This window comes from Microbacterium petrolearium (assembly GCF_054782875.1).
The window spans coordinates 1-1671 of sequence record NZ_BAAGRQ010000042.1 but is presented as its reverse complement, the minus strand read 5'-3'; the positions used below and the strand labels follow the sequence as shown (position 1 = coordinate 1671).

The 1671-nt window shown below is 38.8% G+C and carries 2 protein-coding genes; both read left to right on the top strand.

What is annotated here, in order from left to right; genetic code table 11:
• A partial coding sequence (locus ACYVJ0_RS13480; RefSeq protein ID WP_460818367.1) for an LAGLIDADG endonuclease occupies nucleotides 1-1221 on the top strand: 1221 nt, incomplete at its 5' end.
• 229 nt (nucleotides 1222-1450) lie between these two features.
• Nucleotides 1451-1671, top strand: a 221-nt coding sequence (locus ACYVJ0_RS13475) for a cbb3-type cytochrome c oxidase subunit I (RefSeq protein ID WP_460818366.1), incomplete at its 3' end; no start/stop codon positions are given.

Here is a 1671-nt window from a genome sequence, read left to right as displayed (position 1 = left end):
GTATGGGCTATGCTATTCCAATCAATTATCATTATCCTATGTATCCCAGTTCTAGCTGGTGCACTAACAATGATTATTACAGATCGAAACTTCAACACATCATTCTACGACCCTGCTGGTGGTGGTGACCCAGTTCTATATGAACACCTCTTTTGGTTCTTTGGACACCCTGAGGTATATCTAATGATCATTCCAGGTTTTGGTATGATTTCACACATTATCTCAACATTTTCACAAAAGCCTATTTTTGGCTACCTCGGGATGGTATATGCTATTGCATCTATTGGTATTCTAGGATTTATTGTATGGAGTCACCATATGTACGCAGTAGGTCTTGACGTTGATACTCGAGCTTACTTTACAGCAGCTTCTATGATCATCGCAGTACCAACAGGTATTAAGGTATTCTCATGGCTAAACGAAGTGCTAGGCCCACTTCATATACTGGCCAACTATATTATTACTGTTTTTAATATTATCACAGTACCTCTTAGCTATCTATACCCTCGTGCGACCAAGTATAAGATTCTACCTAATAATACTTGTACTAGTATTGTACCATATGGTACCAATCATGGTTCGACTGTAGGGTACCCTCAATTCAATATTATTATTCGAAATATGGTAGGTATCCCTTTCAATACTCTTTGTATTCTGGTTGGCATGATCCTTTCTGATGCTTGGATGATGAAGCACAAGCAGGGTAACTCTAATGCTCGACTAGCAATCAAGCAGTCCATTCATAATTTTGGCTTTATCTGGCATTGTTTTCAGGTGCTAGCTCATTATTGCTCAAGTATGCCCTCTCTGGTACAATCGACTCTTCCTTCTGGTATTCACTATGGAGTTAGTGTTGTGACACGAACTCTACCTTGCTTTACTATTCTTTATCATATGTTCCATACTAATGGTGTGAAGACTATTCCTATGGATATCTTCGACTATCTTACTCCACCATGTCTTGCTTTTTGGATCATGGGAGATGGAACTATGGCTAATGGTGGAGGGCTTTATCTACACACACAATCCTTTACACTAGAAGAGAATATTCGACTACTTAATGCACTAATTATTAAGTATGACATTAAGGGGGCACTACATAAGGCGGAAGGACGTCATATTATCTATATTACAGTTCCCTCTATGCGGAAGCTATATCCTATTCTAGCACCGCATATGCATCCTTCAATGATGTACAAGATTTTTAAGAGTATCAAGTAATAATCAAGTAATAATATAGCGGGGCAAATTCGAGAGAACTCCTATATATGGAATAAGTAACATATATAGGACAATCGTCGAACTAAATCATTAATTGGAAACGGCTAATGTAAAAGCGTAGAGACTATACGCCCCAGGTCAACCTAAGTATTAATTAATATACGGTGATCTAAGACATAGTCCACTCCTTTAAGCAATTAAAGGTAGACTCTTTTAGCCTAGATCTGAAATGATCGAAGAAAGAGTAGGAGCAACGGCATACGGTGGATCTATCCGATATACAGCACCTATGCTATTCGGACTAGGATTTGTAGCTCTATTTACAATTGGAGGACTAACAGGAGTAGTACTAGCAAACGCTTCAATGGACGTAGCAATGCATGATACCTACTATGTAGTGGCCCATTTCCACTACGTACTTTCAATGGGTGCTGTGTTCTCTATCTTCGC